Here is a 23,333-nt window from a genome sequence, read left to right on the forward strand (position 1 = left end):
CGCGTTTCCCTTGACAGGCGTCCGGCACGTGAAAACATCGCTGCCGGGACGCAACCTGCCGGTAACAAAGCAGGAAGTCGCTCACGACATGACGCCGGGTCACCGGCGTCGGCCCGGCGATCGCAGACCGAGCACAGCGACTGACGTACCGACCGCAGACGACATCGAGGAGTACAACGCCATGGACTGGCGCCACCGCGCGTTCTGCCGGGACGAGGACCCGGAGCTGTTCTTCCCGATCGGGACGACCGGCCCCGCGCTCGTCCAGATCGAGCAGGCCAAGGCCGTGTGCCAGCGCTGCCCGGTGGTCTCGTCGTGCCTGGACTGGGCCCTGCGCTCCGGCCAGGACTCCGGTGTCTGGGGTGGGCTCTCCGAGGACGAGCGGCGCGCGCTGAAGCGGCGCCAGGCTCGCACCCGGGTCCACACCGCCTGACCGCGGAGCACGACCGCGCCGCCGGGCCACCCCGGCGGCGTCCGCACCACCGCAGTCGCACCGACCGCCACGAGGCCGGTCCGGGTTCCCCGGGCCGGCCTCGGCGTCGTCCGGGGCCAGGAGGCTCAGCGCCGCGGCCAGGCGCTCTCCGGCAGCGTCAGCACCACCTCGGTGCCCGAGCGGCCCTCCAGCGGGCCCATCGCCAGGCTGCCGCCCAGCTCGCTGGTGACCAGCGTGCGCACGATCTGCAGCCCGAGGCCGTCGCTGGCCGCGGGGTCGAAGCCGGGTGGCAACCCCTGACCGTCGTCGCGGACCCGGACGCGGAGGTCTCCCCCGTCGCGCTCGGCGACCAGCTCGATCACCCCCGGCTCCCCCTCGGGGAAGGCGTGCTCCGCCGCGTTGTGCAGCAGCTCGGTGACCGCGAGCACCAGCGGCGTCGCCGCGGCCGCGGGGAGCTCCCCGAACGACCCGGTCCGCCGGGTGCGGGCCGCGGGTCCCACGCTGGTGAGGTCACCGAGCATCGGCAGAACCTGGTCGAGGACGTCGTCGACGTCGACGACGTCCTCCCGGCTGCCCGCGAGGGTCTCGTGGACCACGGCGATCGAGGCCACCCGCCGCACCGATTCCTCCAGCGCCGCCCGGGCCGCCGGCTCGGTCATCCGCCGGGCCTGCAGCCGCAGCAGCGCCGCCACCGTCTGCAGGTTGTTCTTCACCCGGTGGTGGATCTCCCGGATGGTCGCGTCCTTGGTCAGCAGGGCCCGGTCACGCCGGCGGACGTCGGTCACGTCGCGCACCAGCACCAGCGCCCCGTGCTCGGCGCCGGGGGCCTGCAGCGGGAGGGCCCGCAGCAGCAGCGTCGCGCTGGCGCCCTCGACGTCCATCGGGTCCAGGTAGCGCCCCGCCGCCGCCGCCGTGATGCCCGCCGCGGCCGCCTCCCCGGCCACGCGGTCGGTCACCGCGCGGCACGTCACCTCGGCGAGGTCGGCCCCGGCCAGGTCCCCGGCCACGCCGATCCGGCGGTAGGCCGAGAGCGCGTTCGGGCTGGCATAGGACACCCGGCCGGCCCGGTCCAGGCGCACCAGCCCGTCGCCCACCCGCGGGCTCATCTCCGCGTCCTGCATCGTGACCGGCGGGAAGGTGCCCGCGGAGACCATCAGGCAGAGGTCCGCGGCGATGTCCAGGTAGGTCAGCTCCAGCGTCGACGGCGACCTGGTCACCGCCAGGTTGGTGTCCTTGGCCAGCACGGCGATGCCCACGCCCTCGTGCCGCACCGGGATGACCTCGCGGCGGCGCGGGGTCGACCCCGACCAGTCCGGCTCCCCGTCGGTGACGGGCCGCCCCTCCCGCAGCGCCGCGGCGAACGGGCGGGCTGCCTCGGCGTCCAGCTCGACGCCGACCATGTCCTCCGGACGGCTGGTGGGCGCGGTCAGCGGGCGCACCTGCGCCACGCACCACCACGACCCGCAGGGCTGCGGCACCCAGAGCGTCAGGTCGGCGAAGGCCAGGTCGGCCAGCAGCTGCCAGTCGGCCACGAGGCGGCGGGCGTGGTCGACCTGGGCGGGGCTGGACGCCGTCCCGCGGGTGAGGCGCTCCGAGAGGCTGCTCATGGTGGCCCGAGCCTAGGACGCGCTCCGGAGCGTCCCCCGCGCGGGCGGGACCGGCCCCCGCCTAGCCTGGGCGCCGTGCTGCCGCTGCCCGCCCTGCGCATCGAGCCGGCCGTCCCCGCCGACCACGACCGCATCGCCGGCCTCACCGTGCGGGTCTACGTGGACGGCGGGCTGGCGTCGGCAGGCTACGCGGCCGAGCTGGCCGACGTGGCCGGCCGCGCGCGGGTGGCCGAGCTGCTGGTCGCCCGGGACGACGCCGGCGAGGTCGTCGGCAGCGTCGCCTTCGTGCCCGGCGGCGACTTCGGCGAGGTGCTGGAGTCCCCCGACGAGGCCGGTTCCGCATGCTCGTGGTGGACCCGGGCGCGCAGGGCCGCGGCGTGGGCGAGGCGCTGGTGCGCGCCTGCCTGGCCCGCGCCCGGCAGGCCGGCCGGCGGCGCGTCGTCATCTCCACCGGCACCCGCATGACCGCGGCCCACCGGCTCTACGAACGGCTGGGATTCACCCGGCTGCCCGAGCGCGACTGGACGCCGGTGCCCGGCGTCGACCTGCTGGTCTACGCCGTGGACGTGTGAGTCCCCGTCCAGGGCACCGCTCCGAGCGAGCGGGGGGTGGGGAGGGCGGGGTCCTCCCTCAGGTGGAGGCGACGACCGCGATGAGGTCGCCCTCCTGGAGCACCTCGCCCTCCACCACGTGCAGCTCCTGCACGGTGCCCGTCCGCTCGGTGAGCACCGGGATCTCCATCTTCATCGACTCGAGGATCACCAGCGTGTCCCCCGCCGACACCTGCGCCCCGGGCTGCACCAGCACCTTCCAGACGCTGGAGACCATCTCCGCGTGGATCTCCTCCGCCGCCACCGGTACCTCCCGCGCCCGCCGATCGTGAGCCCCCATCCAAGCACGGCCGACCGGCGTCAGGTGGCCGGCGCCGCCCGTCCCCCGGCGAGCCGCCCGAGCACCGCGCAGACCTCCGGCCCGTCGTGCGGCACGCCGGTCTCGGGCAGCCCGGACAGCGCCCGGCTGACCGCGCGGGCCGCCGTCGTCACGTCGTCCGCACCGCTGCTGACGGTGGCCAGCAGGGCGTCGTACCAGCCGTCCAGCCGGTCACCGGGTTCGTAGCCGCTCACCGCGACCAGGTCGGTGCCGTCGTCGGCCGGTGGGCGACCGGTTCCGGGGAGTCGGCCGCTGATCCGCCCGGCGGTCCCCGGCGGCAGGGTGGCGCGCAGCTGGGCGACGACGGCTGCCCGTGGTGCGGGGCGGGCCGCGGGACCCGCACCCGCTTCCCGGGGCCCGGCTGCGCTGCGCAGCGCCAGCTCGACGGCGTCCACGCCGTGGGAGCGCTCCAGCACCGCCATGTCCAGCGAGAAGCCGGCCGCGACCTCGGCCAGCGAGCCGTCGGGAGCGATCCCGACGGTGACCAGCCCGCGCCAGCCCACCTCGGCGAGGCGGTGCGCCGCGGCCGGCAACCGGCCCGGCTCGCGGGGGGTCCAGGAGACCCGCGCGATGCCCGCGGCGCGGTCACGGGCCACCGGGGTGGTGAACCGCAGCCCCTCGTCGGTCACCCAGGCCAGGAAACCCTGCTCGCTGGCCGGCTCCACACCGTCCCCGCCGAGCCGCTCGAGCACCTCCGGGCCGGGCCCCGCCCACCGCAGGCCCGCGGCGATGACCCCGCCGGCGAGCCGGACGTTCCCGGCGAGCGCGGGCGGGACGGGGAGCACCGTGTCCGCGCCGCTGCGCCGCGCCGCCTCGACGATGCGGTCGACGGCCAGGTAGGACTCGGCAGCCGGCGCCGGCCCGAGGAGGACGGCGTCGTCGGCCAGGCGCACGTGACGGGCGGAGCGCTCCGTCTCGCTGTGCACCGCGACGGCCTTGAGACCGAGCCGCTGGCACGCCCGGATCGCGGCGCACCCCGCCGGCCCCCGTCCGGCGACGAGGACGGTCTCGATCCCCAGCTGCGGCACTGATGCTCCTCTTCGAACTCGCCCGGCCCGGCGCACGGCCGGGGCGCCCCGTGAGAGGCTTGTCGGGTCAGCTTGGCGGGTCGTCCGGCGCCGCGCACCCCGCGTGCGCCGGTCACGGCTCCGCACCGGTCCTGGGCCACCCGGCCCGTCAGCAGCATGAGAGAGGAGGGCAGCGATGTCCAAGCGCGGACGCAAGCGTCGCTCCCGCAAGGGGAACAAGGCCAACCACGGCAAGCGCCCCAACGCCTGAACGACGTGCAAGCGCCCCGTCCGCCTCCGGCGGACGGGGCGCTTGCACGTCTGGCCCCGGTGACATGCTGGAACGGCCATCCTGCAGGGGCCCGCGGCGAGCCTGCGAGCCGTGGGGGGCAGGGTGGTCCTGTCAGGCGGTCGGGCGCTCCTCCGAGTGCTCGACGGTCAGCCGCTCGACGCTGACCTGCGTGCCGTCCTCCTCGAAGGAGACGCTCGTCAGCTGCATCTTGATGCGCTCCCGCAGGCCCGTCGGGGGCTTGTCGCCGCCGCAGCGCCGGCGCACCAGCGCCTTGAACTCCGCCTCGATGCCGAACTGCCGCAGGCACGACGAGCACTCGTCCAGGTGCTCGGCGATCACGGTGCGGCGCTCGTCGGAGGTCTGGTGGTCGAGGAACTCGAAGACGTGGGTGAGGACGTCGTCGCACGAGTTGATCTCGAGGGGCTCGCCGGCCCCCAGCTCGTCGCTCACGGGCGGGTCGCCTCCTCACCGGCCCCGGCGCGGACGAAGCCGCGCTCCCGGGCGTAGTCGGCCAGCAGCTTCTGCAGCCCGCGTCGACCGCGGTGCAGCCGGGACATCACCGTGCCGATGGGCGTGCCCATGATCTCGGCGATCTCCTTGTAGGCGAAGCCCTCGACGTCGGCCAGGTAGACCGCCAGCCGGAAGTCCTCCGGGAGCTGCTGCAGCGCTTCCTTGATGTCGGAGTCGGGCAGGTGGTCCAGCGCCTCGATCTCGGCCGAGCGCAGACCCGACGAGGTGTGCTCCTCGGCGGCGTACAGCTGCCAGTCCTGCACCTGGTCGGTGGGGTACTGCTGCGGCTGCCGCTGCTTCTTGCGGTAGCTGTTGATGTAAGTGTTCGTCAGGATCCGGTACAGCCACGCCTTGAGATTCGTGCCCTCGGCGAACTGGTGGAAGGCGGAGTACGCCTTGACGAAGGTCTCCTGCACCAGGTCCTCGGCGTCGGCCGGGTTGCGGGTCATCCGCAGGGCCGCCGGGTAGAGCTGGTCCAGGAAGGGCAGCGCGTCCCGCTCGAACCGCGCATCGCGCTCGGCGCGGGTCTCGGCGAGCTCCGTGCGGCTGCCGCCCTCGCGCGCCTCCGGCACCTCCACCGGGGTCGCCGCCTCGGGCAGCTGACCGGTGTTCTCGACCGCGGACTCCTCAGGCACCGACCGTCCTCTCTGGGGCCCCCGGACGCGGGGCGCCACATCGGTCGATCCTAGCCGCGCGGCGTCGGGACGGCCCGGGGGACGTCGGCGCGCGGCACGGGCGCGGGGGGTGGAGAGGGTGCTGCTCACGGCCGGTCCAACGGCACCGCCCGGCGCCGGCATTCCCGCCCGCGACACCTGGGTAGGCTGCCGCGCCGTGGCGGCAACCCCGGCGGTGCGGGTCGTGGAGCAGGCGAAGGTGGCGCACGCGCTGCACCCCTACGACCCCGAGCACCCGGCCGACCAGGGGCACGGCGAGGCGGCGGTGGCCGCGCTGGCTGCCGACGCCCGCCAGGTGTTCAAGACGCTGGTCGCGCGCGTCGACGGCGCGCTGACCGTCGCCGTCGTCCCCGTGAGCGGCACGCTGGACCTCAAGGCGCTGGCCGTGGCGGCCGGCGGGCGGAAGGCGGCGATGGCCGAGCCGGCCGACGCCGAGCGCGCCACCGGCTACGTGGTCGGTGGCATCAGCCCGCTGGGCCAGCGCAAGCTGCTGCCCACGGTGGTCGACTCCTCGGCCCTGGACTTCCCCACCGTGCTGGTCAGCGCCGGCAGGCGCGGCCTCCAGCTGGAGCTGCCGCCGGCCGAGCTGGTGCGGCTGACCCGGGCCCGCACCGCAGCGATCGCGAAAGGACCCCTCACCCCCCACCACTCGCCAACTCGCGGCGGGCCCCTGCGAGGGGCCGGTCAGGAGCCGTAGGGGTTCAAGAGCTGGTCGACGGGGGCGAAGTCGTCGGTGAGCACGCGCGCGTCGCCGACGAACCGGTCCAGCTCCTCCCCCTCGGCCACCTGCCAGACCAGGTCGCGCCCGGTCAGCTCCGCGGCGATCCCCGCCACCGGCAGCGGCCGCTGCGACGCCACCGCGATCACGTTGCCGCCGTCCTCCCCGGCGAGCACGGGCGCGCGGGCCAGCAGGACCACGTGGTCGAACACCTCCCGCATCGTCGCGAGCTCCGCCCGGACGAAGGACAGCGGCGGGTGGTCGATCAGGTTGACCGCGTAGACGCCGTCCTCGGCCAGCGACCGGTCGACCAGCTCCAGGGCCTCCCGCGTGGTGAGCTGCCAGGGCACCGAGAGCCCGCCGAAGGCGTCCCCGACGACGAGGTCGCGCTCCCCCGGCGCCTCCTCGGCCAGCCCCACCCGGCCGTCGGCCACCCGCACCCGCAGCTCCGGCGAGGTCTCCAGCCCGAGCTGCTCGCGGTCCATGGCGACCACCTCGGGGTCGACCTCCACCACGAGGCTCTCCGTCCCGGGGCGCACCTCGGCGAGGTAGCGCGGCAGCGTCAGCCCCCCGCCGCCGACGTGCAGCGCCGACACCGGCTCCCCCGCTGGAAAGGCGGCGTCGGTGACCGCGGCGATCGCCCGGACGTAGGCGAACTCCAGGTGGGTCGGGTCGGTCAGGTCGACGTAGGAGTGCCGCAGGGTGTCGAGCATCAGCACCCGGCCCGACGGACGCTCCGGATCGGCCACCACCCGCGCGCAGTGGTAGGCCGTCTCCTCCTCGCACGGCGTCGGGGCCACCGCGGCCAGGCCGCCGCCCACCACGACCAGCGCGAGCAGGCCGGCCGGGACGGTCCGCGGGCCGCCCCCGCGCCGCAGCACGACGCCGACCACCACGCCGGTGAGCACGGTGACCGCGCCGGTGGCGACGAGGATGACGCTGCTGGGCAGGATCGCCACGAGCACGAAGCCGGTGGCGAAGGTCGCGGCGATCCCGCCGAGCGTGCCGATCCCCGAGAGCCGGCCGACGACCGCGCCGGTCTCGTCCAGACTGGCCAGCTGCAGCTTCACCACCATCGGCGGCACGGCCGAGAGCAGCGCGGCGGGCACGACGACGGCGACGGCGGCCAGGAGCAGCACCCCGCCGGCGTCGGCGCCGCTGAGCAGCGAGCCGGTGAACCGGACCAGCGGCAGCACGGCGACGACCAGGGCGCCGCCGGCGACCAGCAGCGGCGCGAGCAAGCGGCGCGGGTCGGTCCGGTCGGCGGTCGCGCCGCCGAGCCAGGCGCCGGCGGCGATCGCCGCGAGAGCGAAGCCGATCACAGCAGTGCTCGTCTGCACCGTGACGCCGACGTAGGGCGCGATGAGCCGCAGGCCGACGATCTCCAGGACCAGGACGGCGCCGGAGCTGAGGAAGGTCAGCCCGGCCGCGACCCAGGCCGGCAGCGCACCGCCGGGGGGCGGGGGCTGCGGTGGGGTTGCGCACGCTGTTGACCGCCGGGCTCACCGGCCGCAGCTCCAGGCCCTCGACCAGCTCCGGCGGCGTGGGACGGGCCAGCTCCGCGACGTCGTCGCGCGCCGGATCCAGCCACTCCGCCCAGCGCTCCCGGGACAGCACCAGCGGCATGCGGTCGTGGATCTCCGTGAGGGCGCCCGTCGCCGGGGCGGTGACCACGGTGCATGTGTAGAGCCGGTCCTCGCCCCTCCCCCAGACCTCCCACAGCCCGGCCATGGCGAGCACCGAGCCGTCCTCCGGGGTGATGAAGTACGGCTGCTTGGCGGGCGAGTCCAGGCGCTTGGCCCACTCGTACCAGCCGTCGGCCGGGACCAGGCACCGCCGGGAGCGGGCCGCGCTGCGGAAGGCCGGCTTCTCGGTCAGCGACTCCACCCGGGCGTTGAGCATCCGGTTGCCGACCGACGCGTCCTTGGCCCACGACGGCACCAGCCCCCAGCGCACCGACCGCAGCTCGCGGTGACCCGCGCCGGTGGGCGCGCCCTCGGCGTCGCGCTCCCGGGCGTGCCGGACCACGTAGACGTCCTTGGTCGGCGCGACGTTGTAGTCGGCAGGCAGCGACGGCTGCCCTGGGGCGGGGACCGCCTCGAACTCGAGGACGAGGTCCTCGGGCTTGCGGCTGGCCGCGTAGCGACCGCACATGGGGTGCCTCCTCGCGGGCACGGGGCTGTTCCCCCGACTCTAGGTGCGCCCACCGACGGGCCGGGGTCGGCGCGTGCGGTCGGGCGGACCGGGTAGGCCCCCCTGTCGCAACGCCCGACGAGAGACGAGGATCACCGCGTGACCGCGACGCAGAACCCACCGACCGCCCACCCGAAGACCGCCAGCGACAGCGCAGACCGGCGCTACGCCACGGTCAACCCCTTCACCGGCGAGACCGAGAAGGAGTTCGACTTCACCCCGACCGAGGCCATCGACGGGATCGTCGAGCGGGCGCACGCCGCCTACCAGGAGTGGCGGGAGCGACCGGTCGAGGAGCGCGCCGCCGTCGTCCGGCGGGCCGCCGAGCTCATGGACGAGCGGCGCGACGACCTGGCCGCCCTCATCACCACGGAGATGGGCAAGCGCCGGGACGAGGCCGTCGGCGAGCTCAAGCTCTGCTCGATGATCCTCAAGTACTACGCCGACAACGGCCCCGGCTTGCTCGAGCCGACGCCGATCCAGCCGCTGATGGGCAAGGGCGAGGCCGTCATCGAGACCCGGCCGATCGGCGTGCTGCTGGCCATCGAGCCCTGGAACTACCCCTTCTACCAGGTGGTCCGCGTGGCCGGGCCCAACCTGGTTCTCGGCAACACCGTCATCCTCAAGCACGCCGAGATCACGCCGCAGTGCGCGGTGGCGATCGAGCAGCTGTTCGCCGACGCCGGGGCGCCCGAGGGCGTCTTCACCAACACGTTCCTGCGCATCTCCGACGTCGAGCAGGTCATCGCCGACCCCCGCATCCAGGGCGTGACCCTCACCGGCAGCGAGCGGGCGGGCAGCGCGGTCGGGGCGCTGGCGGGCAAGCACCTCAAGAAGTCGGTGCTGGAGCTGGGCGGGAGCGACCCGTTCATCGTGCTCGACGCCGAGGACATGGCCGCCACCGTCAAGGCCGCGACCATGGGCCGGATGCAGAACACCGGCCAGGCCTGCACCGCGTCCAAGCGGCTGATCGTCACCGAGGAGCTGTACGAGCCCTTCGTCGAGGGTCTCCGGCAGGCGTTCTCCACCTTCTCCCCCGGCGACCCGGCCGACCCCTCGACGTCGCTGGCGCCGCTGTCCAGCGAGCGCGCCGCGCAGGACCTGCACGCGCAGATCCAGGACGCCGTCGACAAGGGGGCGACCGTCGTGGCCGGCGGTACCCGCCCCGACCGCCCGGGGGCGTTCGTCGAGGCCACCATCCTCACCGACGTCACGCCGGAGATGCGGGCCTACAGCGAGGAGCTGTTCGGCCCGGCAGCCGTCGTCTACAAGGTGAAGGACGCCGACGAGGCCGTGGAGCTGGCCAACAACAGCGCCTTCGGGCTGGGCGCCACGGTGATGAGCGGCGACCTCGACCGCGCCCGCGCGGTCGCCGAGCGGCTCGAGGCCGGCATGGTGTGGATCAACCAGCCCACCGCCTCCTCCCCCGAGCTGCCCTTCGGTGGCATCAAGCGGTCCGGCTACGGCCGCGAGCTCTCCGAGCTGGCGATGTTCGAGTTCGCCAACCGCCGGCTGCTGCGCACGGTGCCGGTCAAGAAGGCCGACAAGCCGCAGGCCGGCTGAGGAAGGACCCCCTGCCCCCCGCCACTCGCGAGCTCGCGGCGGGACCCTGCAGGGGGCCGTCGGACGGGGCCGGGTGGTGCATTGCGGGCGACCGGGCAGGATGGTCCTCGTGACCGATGCCTGGGCGGCGCCGCACCACCCGTCCCCCGTCGACGCCGTCGTCACCCTGCCCGGCTCCAAGTCGCTCACCGCCCGGGCCCTGGTGCTGGCGGCGCTCGCGGACGGCCCGAGCCGGCTGGTCCGGCCACTGCGGGCACGCGACACCGACCTGATGGCCGCCGCGCTGCGCGCCCTCGGGGTGCAGGTGGCGGACGACGGCGACGACGTGCTGGTCACCCCGGGCCCGCTGCGCGGCCCCGCCACCATCGACGCCGGGCTGGCGGGCACGATCCTGCGGTTCCTGCCGCCGGTGGCCGCCCTGGCCGACGGCCCGGTGCGCGTCGACGGCGACCCCCGGCTGCACGAGCGGCCCAACGGCGGGCTGATCACCGCGCTGCGCGCCCTGGGCGTGCGGGTCGACGACGACGGCCACGGCCGGGCGCCGTTCACCGTGCACGGCGCCGGACGGGTGCGCGGCGGCCCCGTCGAGGTGGACGCCGGGGAGTCCTCGCAGATCGTCTCGGGGCTGCTGCTGGCCGCCGCACGCTTCGACGAGGGCCTCGACCTCGCGCTGGCCGGCGGGGTGCCCTCGATGCCGCACGTCGAGATGACCGTGACCACCCTGCGGGAGCACGGCGTCGACGTCGCCACCACCGACCGCGGCTGGCGGGTGGCCCCCGGGCCGGTCGCCGCGCTGGACCGGGTGGTCGAGCCCGACCTCTCCAACGCCGCGCCGTTCCTCGCCGCCGCGCTGGTCGCCGGCGGGCGGGTCACGGTGCGCGACTGGCCCGCCGTGACCACCCAGCCCGGCGCGCACCTGGACCGGCTGCTGCCGGCCATGGGCGCCGAGGTGACGCGCACCGCCGCGGGGCTGCAGGTCACCGGCACCGGGGCGGTCCGGCCGCTGGTCGCCGACCTCGGCGAGGTGGGCGAGCTGACGCCGGTGCTCGCCGCGCTGTGCGCGCTCGCCGACGGGCCGTCGCGCCTCACCGGGATCGCGCACCTGCGCGGGCACGAGACCGACCGGTTGCAGGCGCTCGACGAGGTGCTGACGGCGGTGGGCGCCCGGGTGCGGCAGCTGCCCGACGGGCTGGAGATCGAGCCCGGTCCCCGGCGAGCCGCGGTGCTCGACTCCTACGCCGACCACCGCATGGTGATGGCCGCCGCCGTCCTCGGCCTGGCGGTCGAGGGCATCACGGTCACCGGCGCGGGCGCGGTCACCAAGACCCTCCCCGACTTCCGGGAACGCTGGGCCGGTCTGCTGGGCGAGCCGATCGGGGCCGTCCCCTGAGCCCGCAGCGGGGCGCCCGGCGCATGGACGAGGACGACGTCCGGGTCCGGCCCAACCGGCGCGGCTCCCGCCCCCGCACCCGCACCCGCCCGACGCACGCCGACGCCGTCCCCGGGCTGGTCGTCGGCGTCGACCGCGGGCGGATGACCGTGCGCGTCGAGGGCCCCGACGGCGCGCCGGTGGACGTCACCGCGATGCGGGCCCGGGAGCTGGGCCGGCACGGCGTGGTCGTGGGCGACCGGGTGCGGGTGGTGGGCGACACCAGCGGGCGCCCGGACACGCTGGCCCGCATCGTCGTCATCGAGGAGCGGACGACGTCGCTGCGCCGCACCGCCGACGACACCGACCCGACCGAGCGCGTCGTCGTCGCCAACGCCGACGTGCTCGTCATCGTCACCTCGGTCACCGACCCCGAGCCCGCGCTGGGCTTCCTCGACCGGTGCCTGGTCGCCGCCTACGCCGGGGGGCTGGAGCCGCTGCTCTGCCTCACCAAGACCGACCTCACCTCCCCGCGCCCGCTGCTCGACCGCTACGCCGGGCTCGGGCTCGAGGCGGTGCCGATGTCGCGGGAGCTCCCGCTGGACGACCTGCTCGACCGGGTGCGCGACCGGATGAGCGTCTTCGTCGGCCAGTCCGGTGTCGGCAAGTCGACGCTGGTCAACCGGCTGGTGCCGGACGCGCTGCGTGCGACCGGCGACGTCAGCAAGATCGGCAAGGGGCGGCACACCTCCTCCTCGGCGGTGCTCTTCGACCTGCCCGGAGGCGGCACCGTCATCGACACCCCGGGCATCCGCTCCTTCGGCCTCGCCCACGTCACCGCCGACGACGTCCTGGTGGCGTTCGAGGACATCGCCGAGGCCGCCACCGAGTGCCCCCCGGGGTGCGGGCACACCGCTGAGGACCCCGACTGCGCGCTGGACGCCTGGGCCGCCGAGGGGCCGGTGCGCCGGGAGCAGCTCGACGCGGTGCGGGTGCTGCTCACCGCCGTCGGCCAGGTCGGCCCCGGCTACTGAGAGGACCCCGTCCTCCTCACCCCTCGCTCCGCTCGGCGCGAGCCTCGGGACGGGGCCGTTCCAGCACGTCACCACGCTCGGCGCGGGCCCCTGAAGGCCGGCCGTTCCAGCACGTCACCACGCTCGGCGCGAGCCTCGGGACGGGGCTGCTCCAGGAAGAGGTCGTCGGGCATCGGCTCGTCCACCGCCTCGATGCGGAGGTCGTGCCCCCGTCCCGCGATCTCTCCCCCGACCGCCTCGGTGAGCACGCAGACGCCGGTCTGCACGTCCAGCCGCACGCGGTACCGCTCGGGGTAGCCCGCGAGCAGGTACGCCGGGTCGGCGTCGTACTCGGCGACGTCGACCTCCCGGGACCGCAGGAGCGGGCAGCAACCGCAGCGCGGCTCGTACGCCGGCGTCGTCCGCACGACCGCCTCCCACGCCGGCCGGTCGCCGTGCTCGACCTCGGTCACCGCGTCCACCAGCAGCGGCGCGTCCCCCGGGGCGGCGTCCGGGCCCGGGTCGGCGAGCTCCGCCGGGTCGAGCATCGCCACCCAGTGGTAGTCGTCGTGCATCGGGTCGTCGTAGCTCAGCAACGGGTGGTCCGGCCGCACCGCGACCAGTCCGTCCGGCCGCAGCTCCGGCGGCGGCGACTGCGACGCCCAGGTCGTCGACCGGACCGATCCGCCGTCCGGTCCGAGCAGGCCCACCCGCGCGGGCTCGGTGCGCTCCGCCCTGAGCAGGTCGCCGCCGGCCGTCTCGACCCGCAGCCGGTCGGGACGGCGCAGCCACGCCCGGACCCGGCCGCCCTTCCAGGGGTCACCCGGCCAGTGCACCGTGAAGCGCAGCGTCGACCAGCGCCACGGCGAGGAGCGGGCCAGGGCGGCGAAGGCGTCGGGTGACGGTGGGGGCACGCGGGCAGTCTCCCGCGCCCCGCGGGACCGGCCGAGCGATGTGTCGACATCCCGACATCCCGACCCGTCGACGTGCCGACCCGGCCTCACACCTCGACGTAGCCGCCGCTGCGCCAGTAGACGCCGGCCTCGCGGGTGAGGAACCCCTCGTCGACCAGGTAGCGGCGCAGCGCAGCGACGTCGGGATGCCAGACGGCGAGCAGCGCGTTGACCTCGCGCTCGGGGTAGCGGACGCCGGGCTCGAAGACCCGCACCAGGTGGTCGAGCACCACCAGCCGCTTGCTGCGCTGCGAGGGGATGGACACCAGGCGCCCGTCGCGGACGAACGACGACAGCACCGCGTCGGCCGCCGGGTCGTCCGACAGCGGCTCCGGCGCGGGCGCGGCCGCCGCGGCCGCCCGCGCTGCCGCCCCGAACCGCTCCGCGTGCAGCACCAGGGCGTGGCCGTCGCGGTGCACCAGGCCCGCGCGCGCGAGCCTCCGGGCGGCGAGGGCGACCTCCTTGAGCCCCAGCCCCGCGGCGTCGGCGACCTCCTCGATCGTCCCGGCGCCCAGGGCCAGCGCCGCGACCACCTTGAGCCGCACCGGGTCCGCGAGGAGCCCCGCGATCGTCGCCGCGTCCACGGCCCGACGGTAATCGGTGCATCGACCCCGGTCGCGCGGGTAGGGAGCGGCGCATGGTGAGCCCGATCGACATCCAGAAGGCCCTGTCCGGCATCGACTACCCCGCGAGCAAGGACGACATCGTCAAGCACGCCGAGCAGCACGGGGGCGACGGCGAGGTCGTGGAGGCGCTGAAGAAGATCGAGGACCGGGAGTACGAGGGGCCCAGCGGGGTCAGTTCCGCCGTCTTCGACTGAGGCACCGCTAGGTTGGGTGCCCATGACGTCGGGTCGGGGCTACTCAGAGGACATGCGGCTGGCACACGTGCTGGCCGACCAGGCCGACTCGATCAGCATGGACCGCTTCAAGGCCCAGGACCTGACGGTCGACACCAAGCCGGACCTCACGCCGGTGACCGACGCCGACCGGGCCGTCGAGGAGCAGCTGCGGATCACCCTCGGCCGCGCCCGCACCCGGGACGCGGTCCTCGGCGAGGAGTTCGGGACGACCGGTCACGGGTCGCGCCGCTGGGTGCTCGACCCGATCGACGGGACGAAGAACTTCGTCCGCGGCGTGCCGGTCTGGGCCACGCTGATCGCCCTGTTCGACGGCGACGAGCCGGTGGTGGGCCTGGTGTCGGCGCCGGCGTTGAACAAGCGCTGGTGGGCGGCCAAGGACGTCGGTGCCTGGACCGGGCGCCGGCTGGAGTCGGCCACCCGGTGCCGCGTGTCGGAGGTGTCGCGGCTCGGTGACGCCAGCCTCAGCTACTCCAGCCTCTCGGGATGGGAGGAGCGGGGCGCGCTCGACGGCTTCCTCGACCTGACCCGCTCCGTCTGGCGCACCCGCGCCTACGGCGACTTCTGGAGCTACGTGCTGCTGGCCGAGGGGGCGGTGGACATCGCCTGCGAGCCCGAGGTGTCGCTGTGGGACCTCGCGGCGCTCGACGTCATCGTCCGGGAGGCCGGTGGCCGGTTCACCGACGTCACCGGGGCTCCCGGGCCGGCCGGGGGCAGCGCGCTGGCCACCAACGGCCGGCTGCACGACGCCGCGCTGGGGAAGCTGGGGCAGCCCGAGACGGTCAACCAGCTGACCTCGGCCCCGCCGGTCCCGCCGTCCTGATCAGGTCCGAGACGGCTCCACCACCGGTCCGGCTCCCCGCGCGGGGACGACGTCCGCACCGGCGCCGCGGGCGGCCAGGAGCGCCGCACCGACGGCGGACGCGCTGCGCAGGTGCAGCACCCGCAACGGGCGCCGCAGCTCGTCGGCGAGCAGCCGCTGCACCAGCGGGTCCCGCGCGCCGCCGCCGGTGACCACCACGGGGGCGCCGTCGTCGGGTGGCTCGAGCAGCGCGGCCGCGGCCCCGATCGCCCGGACGACCCCCTCGACCGCCGCCCGCGCCAGCTGCGCCCGGGTGGTGCCGGGGTGGAGGCCGTCCCAGCCGGCCCGGTCGTCCGGCCCGGCCACTCCCCCGCGCTCGCCGGTGAGGAAGGGCCGGAACACCACGCCCCCGGCACCGGGGACCGACGCCGCGGCCGCGAACAGCTCCGGCCAGGAGAGGCCGAGCACGTCGCAGACCCAGGCCCACGCCGAGCCGCCGTTCCGCAGCGCCGCCATCTGGTACCAGCCGCCCTCGACGTCGGCGTAGCCGTGCACCACCGGTTCATCGACCGGCCGCGGCGACCAGCCCGGCCGCAGCACCTGCGCACCGGTCCCGAGGTTCACCTGCAGCCCCACGGCCGTCCCGGCCGCCAGCAACGCCAGCGGGGTGTCGGCGCCGCCCACCACGACGGGTATCTCGCCGGCGGCGAGCTGCGTGGTCCCGGCCACCTCGGCCGAGGGGCGGACCCCCGGCAGGAGCTCGAACGGGATCCCGGCCGCGCGGGCCGCCGCACCCGACCAGGCGTCGAAGGGGACGTCCCAGAGCAGCGAGCCCGAGGCGTCGCTCCGGTCGGTGACCAGCGGCCCGCCGGGGACGAGCGAGGCACGCAGGGCGTCCTTGGGCAGCAGCACCGTGGCTGCTCGCTCGACCACCTCCGGTTCGTGGGCCGCCAGCCAGGCGACCATCGGCCCGGTCATGCCCGGCACCAGGGGGTTGGCCAGCGCCGCCCGGTCGTCCCTCCGGAGTCGGCGCCACCGGCCCAGCTCCGCACCCGCCCGGGAGTCGGGCCACAGCAGCGCCGGGCGCAGGGCGCGCCCGGCGCGGTCGACCAGCACCGCGCCGTGCATCTGGCCGGACAGGCCCAGCGCCTGCACCGGGGATCCGCGGAGCGCGGGGAGCAGCTCCGCGAGCGCGGTGTCGAACGCCCGGCGCCAGACCGCCACGTCGATCTCGGCGCGGTCCGGCGCCGGCCGGTCGTGGGCGTACGCCGCCTCGGCCTCCGCCACGACGGCGCCGTCGTCGTCGAGCGCCACCAGCTTCAGCCCGCTGGTGCCGAGGTCCGCGCCGAGGAACAGGCCGGTCACGAGACCGGCCGGTGCTCCGGGCTGTCGCCGTAGGCGTAGCTGCTGTCGACGTACCGCCCACCGGCGGCCGCCCCCGGGGGCGCGATCTCGTCCAACCGGGCCAGGTCCTCGGCGAAGAGCTCGACGGCGTTCGCCGCGACGTTCTCCTCCAGGTAGGCGCGGCGCTTGGTGCCCGGGATCGGCACGACGTCGTCCCCCTGCGCCAGCACCCAGGCGAGCGCCAGCTGCCCGGCGGTCACCCCCTTCTCCGCGGCGAGCTCGCGGACGGCGTCGACCAACCGCAGGTTGGCCGTGAATGCCTTCCCGGTGAACCGCGGGTGGCCGCGCCGCCAGTCGTCCGCGCCGAAGTCCTCGGGGCTGCGGATCGCGCCGGTGAGGAAGCCACGGCCCAGCGGGCTGAACGGCACGATGCCGATGCCGTGCTCCCGCGCGACCCCGAGCACCTCACCCTCGAGGTCGCGGGTCCACAGCGACCACTCGCTCTGCAGCGCGGCGATCGGGTGCACGGCGACCGCGCGGCGGATCGAGGCGGCGCTGGCCTCCGACAGCCCGAGGTGGCGCACCTTGCCCTCGGCCACCAGCTCGGCCATCGCCCCCACGGTGTCCTCGATCGGCACCCGCGGGTCGACCCGGTGCTGGTAGTACAGGTCGATCACCTCCACCCCCAGCCGGCGCAGGCTCGCCTCCGCGCAGGCGCGCACGTTCTCGGGGCGGCCGTCGATCCGCACCCCGCCGTCCGGGGTCCGGGACAGCGAGAACTTCGTCGCCAGCTGCACCTCGTCGCGCCGACCGGCGATCGCTTCGCCCACCAGCTCCTCGTTGTGGCCGCTGCCGTAGACGTCGGAGGTGTCCAGGAAGGTCACGCCGAGCTCCAGCGCGCGGTGGACGGTCGCGATCGACTCCGCCCGGTCCGCGGGGCCGTACATCTGGCTCATCCCCATGCAGCCCAGGCCCTGGGCGGAGACGGTCAGGCCGTCGCGACCGAGCGTGCGGGTAACGGCGGGAGGCGTGGTGGGCATGCCCGCATCCTCGTCCGCGTGTCGCGCCGCCCGCCACCGCTCCCGTTTCCCCACCGGGCCGCCGGGTAGCCGGTGCGGGCACCGACCTACCGGAGGACCCGATGAGCTCGAGCCGCACCCGTCCCGCAGCGCGCCGCACCGCCCGCGTCCTGGGCCTGGCCAGCGCCGGCCTCGGCGTCGCCATGCTGCGGGACCCGAAGGGCGTCGCGCGCGTCTCGGGGGTCGACGACTCGGCGACCGCGCTCTCGGTGATCCCGCTCGTCGGGGCCCGGGAGCTCCTGCACGCCCTGCCGCTGCTCGCCGGCCGCCCCGGCTGGGCCTGGACCCGGGTGGCCGGTGACGCCGTCGACCTGACCGCCATGGGGGTCGCCCTGTCCCACCGCGGCGGCGAGCGCGGCCGGCGGCTGCGCACCGCGACGGCCGCCGTCGCCGGGCTCGCCGCCCTGGACCTGCTCACCGCCGCCCGGTCCCGCCGGGCGGGGAGCCGCAGCGCCGCCCGCGAGCTGCTGCCCTCCTCGGCGCCCTGGAAGAGCGCGATCGACGTCTCCGCGGCCGCCACCGTGAACCGGCCGCCGCAGGAGGTCCACGCCCGCTGGCACGACTTCTCCCGGCTGCCGGAGTTCATGGCCCACGTGCGCGAGGTGCGCCCCGCCGGCATAGGACGCTGGCACTGGGTCGCCGAGGCACCGGGCCGGCGCACGGTGGAGTGGGTCGCCGAGGTGGTCGAGGAGTCCCCCGGCGAGCGGATCCGCTGGCGGTCGCTCCCCGGTGCCGACGTCGAGAACGCCGGGGTCGTCGAGTTCCGGCCGGCCCCCGGCGACCAGGGCACCGAGGTGCGCGTGCGGCTGGCCTACGCCCAGCCCGGCGGCAAGGCAGGGAAGGCCGTCGCGAAGCTCTTCGGCGAGGCCCCCGACCAGCAGGTCCGCGACGACCTCGCGCGCTTCAAGCAGATCCTCGAGACCGGGCAGGTGGTCCGCTCCGAGGGCACCCCCGAAGGCCCGCTGGCCCGCCGGATGGCGAAGCAGCAGCCCGCCGTCCCCCGCTCCTGACCCGCCGACCGGAAGGACCACCCCCGTGCGCGCCACCCAGTGGATGGGCAAGAACCACGTCGAGGTCAACGAGGTCCCCGACCCGCGGCTGCTCAACGACCGCGACGCGATCGTGAAGGTCACCTCCACCGCCATCTGCGGCTCGGACCTGCACCTCTACGACGGGTTCATCCCCACGATGAAGAAGGGCGACATCCTCGGCCACGAGTTCATGGGCGAGGTGGTCGAGGTCGGCCGGGGCGTCTCGAACCTGCGTGTCGGCGACCGCGTCGTCGTCCCGTTCCCCATCGCGTGCGGCGCGTGCAACGCCTGCGAGCGCGGCCTGTTCTCCGTGTGCGAGAACTCCAACCCGAACGCCGGCATGGCCGAGAAGCTGTGGGGCCACTCCCCCTGCGGCATCTTCGGCTACTCGCACCTGGTCGGCGGCTACCCCGGCGGCCAGGCCGAGTACGCCCGCGTGCCGTTCGCCGACGTCGGCCCGTTCAAGGTCGAGGACGACCTGACCGACGAGCAGGTGCTGTTCCTCACCGACATCTTCCCCACCGGCTACATGGGCGCGGAGATGTGCGACATCTCCCCCGGTGACGTCGTCGCCGTCTGGGGCGCCGGCCCCGTGGGCCTGTTCGCCGTCGCCAGCGCGAAGATGCTCGGCGCCGAACGGGTCGTCGCCATCGACCGGTTCGGCTACCGGCTCGACAAGGCGCGGGAGGCCGGCGCCACCGACGTCCTGAACTACGAGGAGGTCGACGTCCTCGACGCGCTGAACGAGCTCACCGCCGGCCGTGGGCCGGACGGGTGCATCGACGCCGTCGGGCTGGAGGCCACCCACCCCACCACCGCGGTGGACGCCTACGACCGCGCCAAGACCGCCGTCATGGCCGAGACCGAGCGCCCGCACGCCCTCCGCGAGGCGATCATGGCGTGCCGCAGCGGCGGCACCGTCTCCGTCATCGGCGTCTACGGCGGGCTCATGGACAAGTTCCCGGTCGGCTCGCTGATGAACCGGTCGCTGACCGTGCGCACCGGTCAGGCGCACGTGCACCGCTACCTGAAGCCGCTGTACGAGAAGATCCGCGACGGCGAGATCGACCCGACGTTCCTGATCTCGCACACCCTGCCGCTGGACCGGGCACCGGAGGGCTACCGGATGTTCCGGGACAAGGAGGACGACTGCACCAAGGTGGTCCTCAAGCCCTGACCGGCCCCGTCTGGTGGGATGAGCACGACCGGGCCGGCGACGAGGCCGGCCCGGGTCCGAGGAGGCACCCGTGCAGTACGCCGAGTCCGTCGTCGACCTGGTCGGCAACACCCCCCTGGTCCGGCTGTCGTCCGTGACCCGCCACCTGGGCCCGGACGCCCCGCTGGTGCTGGCCAAGGTCGAGTACCTCAACCCCGGCGGTTCGGTGAAGGACCGGATCGCGGTGCGCATGGTCGACGCCGCCGAGGCCGGCGGCGAGCTGCAGCCCGGCGGCACGATCGTCGAGCCGACCAGCGGCAACACCGGGATCGGCCTGGCCCTGGTCGCCCAGCAGCGCGGCTACCGCTGCATCTTCGTCTGCCCCGACAAGGTCGGGCAGGAGAAGATCAACGTGCTCAAGGCCTACGGCGCCGAGGTCGTCGTCTGCCCCACCGCCGTCGACCCGGCGGACCCGCGGTCGTACTACTCGGTGTCGGACCGGCTGGCCCGCGAGACCCCCGGCGCGTGGAAGCCCGACCAGTACTCCAACCCGAACAACCCGCGCTCGCACTACGAGACGACCGGCCCGGAGATCTGGGCGCAGACCGAGGGCCGGATCACCCACTTCGTCACCGGGGCCGGAACCGGCGGCACGATCAGCGGGGTCGGCCGCTACCTCAAGGAGCAGTCCGGCGGCCGGGTGCAGGTCATCGGCGCCGACCCCGAGGGCTCGGTCTACTCCGGGGGCACCGGCCGCCCCTACCTGGTCGAGGGCGTCGGCGAGGACTTCTGGCCCAGCACCTACGACAAGGAGGTCGCCGACGAGATCGTCGCGGTCTCCGACGGCGACTCGTTCGCGATGACCCGCCGGCTCGCCCGCGAGGAGGGCCTGCTGGTCGGCGGCTCCTGCGGGATGGCGGTCGTGGCGGCGCTGCGCGTGGCCGAGCGGCTGACCAAGGACGACGTCCTCGTGGTGCTGCTGCCCGACGGCGGCCGCGGCTACCTGGGCAAGATCTTCAACGACGCGTGGATGGCCGACTACGGCTTCCTCGAGGAGTCCGGCGGGGAGACCGTCGGCGAGCTGCTGCACACCAAGTCCGGCGAGACGCCGACGCTGGTGCACACCCACCCCAACGAGACCGTCCGCGACGCGATCGACATCCTCCGCGAGTACGGCGTCAGCCAGCTCCCCGTCGTCCGGGCCGAGCCACCGGTCACCGCGGGCGAGGTCGTCGGCTCGATCGACGAGAAGACGCTGCTCGACGCGCTGTTCGCCGGCCGCGCCTCGCTCGCCGACCGGGTGGAGAAGCACATGTCCCCACCGCTGCCCATCGTCGGCTCGGGCGAGGCGGTGCACGCGGCCGTCGCCCAGCTGGGTTCGGCCGACGCGCTGCTCGTGCACGTCGACGGCAAGCCCGCCGGCGTCGTCACCCGGCAGGACGTGCTCGGCCACCTCGCGGGGGTGGCCCGGTGACCGGCTTCAACACCCGGGCCATCCACGCCGGGCAGGAGCCCGACCCGGCCACCGGCGCGGTGATCCCGCCGCTGCACCTGACGACGACGTACAAGCAGGACGGCGTCGGCGGGCTGCGCGGCGGCTACGAGTACAGCCGCAGCGGCAACCCGACCCGCGACACCCTGCACGCCGCCCTGGCCGCGCTCGAGGAGGGCAGCACCGCGCTGGCCTTCGCCTCGGGGCTGGCCGCCGAGGACACCCTGCTGCGGACGGTCTGCCGGGCCGGTGACCACGTCGTCCTCGGTGGCGACGCGTACGGCGGGACCTTCCGGCTGATCTCGCGGGTGCTGTCGGAGTGGGGGCTGGAGCACACGCCGGTCGCGCTGGACGACCCCGACGCACTGCGGGCGGCGATCCGGCCCACCACGCGGGTGGTCTGGTGCGAGACGCCGAGCAACCCGCTGCTGAACATCACCGACATCGAGGCCACGGCGGCGATCGCGCACGAGGCGGGCGCGCTGCTCGTCGTCGACAACACCTTCGCCTCGCCCTACCTGCAGCGGCCGCTGACGCTCGGCGCCGACGTCGTCGTGCACTCGACCACGAAGTACCTGGGCGGGCACTCCGACGTCGTCGGCGGGGCGCTGGTCACCCGCGACGCGGAGCTCGGCGGGAAGCTGGCCTACAACCACAACGCGATGGGGGCGGTCGCCGGCCCGTTCGACGCGTGGCTGGTGCTGCGCAGCCTCAAGACGCTCGGCGTCCGGGTGGACCGGCACTGCGCCAACGCCGCCCGGATCGCGGAGTTCCTGGTCGGCCGGCCGGAGGTGGCGGCGGTGCTCTACCCGGGGCTCCCCGGCCACCCCGGTCACGAGGTCGCGGCGAAGCAGATGTCCGGCTTCGGCGGCATGATCTCGTTCCGGCTCCGGGACGGCGAGGCGGCGGCGCTGCGGGTCTGCGAGCGGACGAAGCTGTTCACGCTGGCCGAGTCGCTGGGTGGCGTCGAGTCGCTGATCGAGCACCCGGGCCGGATGACCCACGCCAGCGCTGCGGGCTCCCCGCTGGAGGTGCCGGGCGACCTGGTCCGCCTCTCGGTCGGCATCGAGGACGTCGAGGACCTCGTGGCCGACCTGGAGCAGGCGCTGGGCTGAGGTCAGGCTCCCGCCGGGGTCGGCCCGACGATGAACAGCGGGCGGAAGTGCTCGACCACGGGGAACGGGTCGTAGAAGGAGTGCAGCAGGCGGCGCCACTCCTGGTACCCCGGCGACCCGCGGAAGCCCTCGGTGTGGTCCTCCACGCTGTTCCACTCGACGAGCAGCAGGAAGACGTGCTCGCGCTCCACGCACCGGGAGAGCATCAGCCGCCGGAAGCCCGGCGACGCGGAGATGATCGGGGCCGCGGACCGGAACGCCGCATCGAACTCGGCCTCGCGGCCGGGGGTCACGGACAGCTCCGCGTGCTCGAGGATCACGCCGTGCACCGTACGGCCCGCCGGGCACCTCGCCGGTGGGTCGTCAGCGCGGCGCCGTGAGGATCCGGGGTCCGTCCGCGGTCACGGCGACGGTGTGCTCGACGTGGGCGGCCCGGCTGCCGTCCGCGCTGCGCAGCGTCCAGCCGTCGGCGTCGACCGTGTAGTCGTCGTTGCCGCCGGCCAGGAACCACGGCTCGATGGCGATGACCAGGCCCGGGCGCAGCGGCACCCCGCGGCCGGCGCGCCCCTCGTTGGGCACCGACGGCGCCTCGTGCATGGTGCGCCCCACCCCGTGGCCGCCCTGGTCGGTGTTGATGCCGCACCCGCCGGCCCGGCCGACCGCGCCGATCGCGGCGGAGATGTCGCCGATCCGGTTGCCGACGACGGCCGCGGCGATCCCCGCCGCCAGCGCGCGCTCGGTCGTCTCAACCAGCGCGAGGTCCTCGGGCCGCGGCGTGCCCACCGGGTAGGTCATCGCGGCGTCCCCGACCCAGCCGTCGAGCACCGCGCCGGCGTCCACGCTGAGCAGGTCGCCGTCCTCGAGCACCTCCGGCGTCGGGATGCCGTGCAGCGCGACGTCGTTCACCGACAGGCACAGCACCCCGGGGAAGGGCGGGGTGGTGGGCAGCGGCGCGTAGCCGAGGAAGGGCGAGGTGGCGCCGGCGTCGGCCAGGACGTCGCGGGCGACGGCGTCGAGCTGGGTCAGCCGCACACCCGGTGCCGCGAGCGCGCGGACCGCCGCGTGCATGTCGGCGACCACGGCACCGGCGGCCCGCATCGCGTCCAGCTCGCCCGGGGTGCGCAGTTCGATCACGGTGACCCTCCTTGGTCGTCAGCGGCCAAGCTATCCCGGAGGTGGACGGCGGTCCGGCC

26 protein-coding genes and 1 pseudogene are annotated in these 23,333 nt (G+C 75.2%); 14 read left to right on the top strand and 13 right to left on the bottom strand.

The features are described 5' to 3' along the window. Positions 1-181 precede the first annotated feature (181 nt). Positions 182-433 (top strand): WhiB family transcriptional regulator, encoded by a 252-nt coding sequence (locus E9529_RS03240; protein ID WP_236829665.1) that lies wholly within the window; start codon positions 182-184, stop codon positions 431-433. Positions 434-558: 125 nt separating this feature from the next. Here the strand turns inward: E9529_RS03240 and E9529_RS03245 are convergent, their stop codons facing one another. After that, the gene (locus tag E9529_RS03245; RefSeq protein ID WP_236829666.1) at positions 559-2,040 is read right to left on the bottom strand and encodes a sensor histidine kinase; all 1,482 of its coding nucleotides are present in this window, start codon (positions 2,038-2,040) and stop codon (positions 559-561) included. Between the two features lie 75 nt (positions 2,041-2,115). Between E9529_RS03245 and E9529_RS22535 the strand changes: the two genes are divergently transcribed. Both E9529_RS22535 and E9529_RS03255 read left to right on the top strand, forming a co-directional pair. Further along, positions 2,116-2,505 carry a hypothetical protein gene (locus E9529_RS22535; RefSeq protein WP_236829667.1) on the top strand — a complete coding sequence of 130 codons (390 nt, stop codon included), beginning with the start codon at positions 2,116-2,118 and terminating at the stop codon, positions 2,503-2,505. Further along, positions 2,418-2,612 carry a GNAT family N-acetyltransferase gene (locus E9529_RS03255; protein WP_236829668.1) on the top strand — a complete coding sequence of 65 codons (195 nt, stop codon included), beginning with the start codon at positions 2,418-2,420 and terminating at the stop codon, positions 2,610-2,612. Before E9529_RS22535 ends, E9529_RS03255 begins: the two co-directional genes overlap by 88 nt. 58 nt (positions 2,613-2,670) lie before the next feature. On the opposite strand, the gene E9529_RS03260 is transcribed toward E9529_RS03255, so the two are convergent. Next, a complete protein-coding gene (locus tag E9529_RS03260) occupies positions 2,671-2,931 on the bottom strand; it encodes a biotin/lipoyl-binding carrier protein (protein ID WP_236829669.1) in 261 nt (86 codons plus the stop codon). Positions 2,932-2,951: 20 nt separating this feature from the next. After that, positions 2,952-3,998, bottom strand: coding sequence for a biotin carboxylase N-terminal domain-containing protein (locus E9529_RS03265; protein WP_236829670.1), 1,047 nt, complete (start codon positions 3,996-3,998; stop codon positions 2,952-2,954). A 175-nt stretch (positions 3,999-4,173) separates the two neighbouring features. Between E9529_RS03265 and E9529_RS22930 the strand changes: the two genes are divergently transcribed. Further along, positions 4,174-4,248: a 50S ribosomal protein bL37 gene (locus tag E9529_RS22930; RefSeq protein ID WP_014377707.1), complete on the top strand. Its 75-nt coding sequence runs from the start codon at positions 4,174-4,176 to the stop codon at positions 4,246-4,248. Between the two features lie 132 nt (positions 4,249-4,380). On the opposite strand, the gene rsrA is transcribed toward E9529_RS22930, so the two are convergent. Together rsrA and E9529_RS03275 are read right to left on the bottom strand one after the other, a co-directional pair. Beyond that, positions 4,381-4,719, bottom strand: coding sequence for a mycothiol system anti-sigma-R factor (gene rsrA, locus E9529_RS03270; protein WP_236824725.1), 339 nt, complete (start codon positions 4,717-4,719; stop codon positions 4,381-4,383). After that, the gene (locus E9529_RS03275; RefSeq protein WP_308195248.1) at positions 4,716-5,414 is read right to left on the bottom strand and encodes a sigma-70 family RNA polymerase sigma factor; all 699 of its coding nucleotides are present in this window, start codon (positions 5,412-5,414) and stop codon (positions 4,716-4,718) included. Before E9529_RS03275 ends, rsrA begins: the two co-directional genes overlap by 4 nt. 196 nt (positions 5,415-5,610) lie before the next feature. On the opposite strand from E9529_RS03275, the gene ybaK reads away from it, so the two are divergent. Further along, positions 5,611-6,150, top strand: coding sequence for a Cys-tRNA(Pro) deacylase (gene ybaK / locus E9529_RS03280; RefSeq protein ID WP_236829671.1), 540 nt, complete (start codon positions 5,611-5,613; stop codon positions 6,148-6,150). Here ybaK and E9529_RS03285 read toward each other — a convergent pair. Continuing rightward, positions 6,138-7,616 carry a fused MFS/spermidine synthase gene (locus tag E9529_RS03285; protein WP_236829724.1) on the bottom strand — a complete coding sequence of 493 codons (1,479 nt, stop codon included), beginning with the start codon at positions 7,614-7,616 and terminating at the stop codon, positions 6,138-6,140. The two genes, ybaK and E9529_RS03285, sit on opposite strands and share 13 nt — an antisense overlap. A gap of 97 nt (positions 7,617-7,713) precedes the next feature. After that, positions 7,714-8,325 (bottom strand): annotated as a pseudogene (locus tag E9529_RS03290) (SOS response-associated peptidase); the annotation flags it as partial. Between the two features lie 138 nt (positions 8,326-8,463). Here E9529_RS03290 and E9529_RS03295 point away from each other — a divergent pair. The 3 genes from E9529_RS03295 to rsgA all read left to right on the top strand — a co-directional run bounded on the left by E9529_RS03295 (position 8,464) and on the right by rsgA (position 12,330). Then, the gene (locus E9529_RS03295) at positions 8,464-9,927 is read left to right on the top strand and encodes an NAD-dependent succinate-semialdehyde dehydrogenase (RefSeq protein ID WP_236829672.1); all 1,464 of its coding nucleotides are present in this window, start codon (positions 8,464-8,466) and stop codon (positions 9,925-9,927) included. Between the two features lie 109 nt (positions 9,928-10,036). Beyond that, positions 10,037-11,317, top strand: coding sequence for a 3-phosphoshikimate 1-carboxyvinyltransferase (aroA, locus tag E9529_RS03300; RefSeq protein WP_374201306.1), 1,281 nt, complete (start codon positions 10,037-10,039; stop codon positions 11,315-11,317). Positions 11,318-11,340: 23 nt separating this feature from the next. Next, entirely contained in the window at positions 11,341-12,330 is a 990-nt protein-coding gene (gene rsgA, locus E9529_RS03305; protein ID WP_236829674.1) for a ribosome small subunit-dependent GTPase A, read from the top strand. Between the two features lie 68 nt (positions 12,331-12,398). Here the strand turns inward: rsgA and E9529_RS03310 are convergent, their stop codons facing one another. Next, on the bottom strand, positions 12,399-13,223 hold the full coding sequence (locus E9529_RS03310) for a hypothetical protein (protein WP_236829675.1): 825 nt from the start codon (positions 13,221-13,223) through the stop codon (positions 12,399-12,401). Between the two features lie 86 nt (positions 13,224-13,309). Continuing rightward, on the bottom strand, positions 13,310-13,846 hold the full coding sequence (locus tag E9529_RS22540) for a DUF2087 domain-containing protein (protein WP_236829676.1): 537 nt from the start codon (positions 13,844-13,846) through the stop codon (positions 13,310-13,312). A gap of 53 nt (positions 13,847-13,899) precedes the next feature. Here E9529_RS22540 and E9529_RS03320 point away from each other — a divergent pair, with 53 nt between their 5' ends. Together E9529_RS03320 and hisN are read left to right on the top strand one after the other, a co-directional pair. Further along, positions 13,900-14,082: a DUF2795 domain-containing protein gene (locus E9529_RS03320; RefSeq protein ID WP_236829677.1), complete on the top strand. Its 183-nt coding sequence runs from the start codon at positions 13,900-13,902 to the stop codon at positions 14,080-14,082. Positions 14,083-14,104: 22 nt separating this feature from the next. Next, positions 14,105-14,944 (top strand): histidinol-phosphatase, encoded by an 840-nt coding sequence (gene hisN, locus E9529_RS03325; RefSeq protein WP_236829678.1) that lies wholly within the window; start codon positions 14,105-14,107, stop codon positions 14,942-14,944. Here the strand turns inward: hisN and E9529_RS03330 are convergent, their stop codons facing one another. Together E9529_RS03330 and E9529_RS03335 are read right to left on the bottom strand one after the other, a co-directional pair. Then, positions 14,945-16,288 (bottom strand): FGGY family carbohydrate kinase, encoded by a 1,344-nt coding sequence (locus E9529_RS03330; protein WP_236829679.1) that lies wholly within the window; start codon positions 16,286-16,288, stop codon positions 14,945-14,947. It lies immediately after the preceding gene. Then, the gene (locus E9529_RS03335) at positions 16,285-17,307 is read right to left on the bottom strand and encodes an aldo/keto reductase (RefSeq protein WP_236829680.1); all 1,023 of its coding nucleotides are present in this window, start codon (positions 17,305-17,307) and stop codon (positions 16,285-16,287) included. Before E9529_RS03335 ends, E9529_RS03330 begins: the two co-directional genes overlap by 4 nt. A 101-nt stretch (positions 17,308-17,408) precedes the next feature. Between E9529_RS03335 and E9529_RS03340 the strand changes: the two genes are divergently transcribed. The 4 genes from E9529_RS03340 to E9529_RS03355 all read left to right on the top strand — a co-directional run bounded on the left by E9529_RS03340 (position 17,409) and on the right by E9529_RS03355 (position 22,140). Next, the gene (locus E9529_RS03340) at positions 17,409-18,356 is read left to right on the top strand and encodes an SRPBCC family protein (protein WP_236829681.1); all 948 of its coding nucleotides are present in this window, start codon (positions 17,409-17,411) and stop codon (positions 18,354-18,356) included. Positions 18,357-18,381: 25 nt separating this feature from the next. Then, the gene (locus tag E9529_RS03345) at positions 18,382-19,554 is read left to right on the top strand and encodes a zinc-dependent alcohol dehydrogenase (protein ID WP_236829682.1); all 1,173 of its coding nucleotides are present in this window, start codon (positions 18,382-18,384) and stop codon (positions 19,552-19,554) included. Positions 19,555-19,624: 70 nt separating this feature from the next. Then, the gene (locus tag E9529_RS03350) at positions 19,625-21,007 is read left to right on the top strand and encodes a cystathionine beta-synthase (protein ID WP_236829683.1); all 1,383 of its coding nucleotides are present in this window, start codon (positions 19,625-19,627) and stop codon (positions 21,005-21,007) included. Next, positions 21,004-22,140, top strand: a complete 1,137-nt coding sequence (locus E9529_RS03355) for a cystathionine gamma-synthase (protein ID WP_236829684.1) — start codon at positions 21,004-21,006, stop codon at positions 22,138-22,140. The genes E9529_RS03350 and E9529_RS03355 overlap by 4 nt, the downstream gene beginning before the upstream one ends. Before the next feature lie 2 nt (positions 22,141-22,142). On the opposite strand, the gene E9529_RS03360 is transcribed toward E9529_RS03355, so the two are convergent. Together E9529_RS03360 and map are read right to left on the bottom strand one after the other, a co-directional pair. After that, positions 22,143-22,460 carry an antibiotic biosynthesis monooxygenase gene (locus tag E9529_RS03360; protein WP_236829685.1) on the bottom strand — a complete coding sequence of 106 codons (318 nt, stop codon included), beginning with the start codon at positions 22,458-22,460 and terminating at the stop codon, positions 22,143-22,145. A gap of 43 nt (positions 22,461-22,503) precedes the next feature. Continuing rightward, positions 22,504-23,274, bottom strand: coding sequence for a type I methionyl aminopeptidase (map, locus tag E9529_RS03365; RefSeq protein WP_236829686.1), 771 nt, complete (start codon positions 23,272-23,274; stop codon positions 22,504-22,506). Positions 23,275-23,333: the final 59 nt, after the last annotated feature.

Origin of the sequence: Blastococcus sp. KM273128, from assembly GCF_021698975.1 — a bacterium.
Taxonomy (GTDB): domain Bacteria; phylum Actinomycetota; class Actinomycetes; order Mycobacteriales; family Geodermatophilaceae; genus Blastococcus.